The organism is Alteromonas sp., assembly GCF_984505615.1.
Genome location: NZ_CFHOXV010000061.1, coordinates 1 through 337 on the forward strand (window position 1 = coordinate 1; position 337 = coordinate 337).

At 46.3% G+C, this 337-nt stretch carries 1 protein-coding gene; it reads right to left on the reverse strand.

Going from position 1 to position 337, the window contains the following annotated elements:
• Positions 1-190 precede the first annotated feature (190 nt).
• Positions 191-337, reverse strand: a 147-nt coding sequence (locus tag AC4PME_RS19530) for an HU family DNA-binding protein (RefSeq protein WP_491529719.1), incomplete at its 5' end; no start/stop codon positions are given.

A 337-nucleotide genomic window follows, 5' to 3' on the forward strand; every position in this document is an offset into this window, starting at 1 on the left:
CCGCGACCCCCGGCGTGACAGGCCGGTATTCTAACCAACTGAACTACCGCTCCGGAACTCCGTAAATAATTAAATGATTTAGAATATTTTTTAGCCAAACTGGGATGCTCTAAAGCGACCATGTTCGGTCTATTCAATTATTATTGTTTTCGTTTTCAGTGATGAAACTCGGGGCAACCATTAACAGGTCTTAACCGTTAACCGCGTCTTTAAGCGCTTTACCTGGCTTAAATGTAGGGATTTTGGCGGCAGGAATTTCGATAGGCTGACCAGTTTGTGGATTACGTCCGCTGCGAGCGGCACGATCTTTAACGGCAAAAGTGCCAAAGCCAACCAG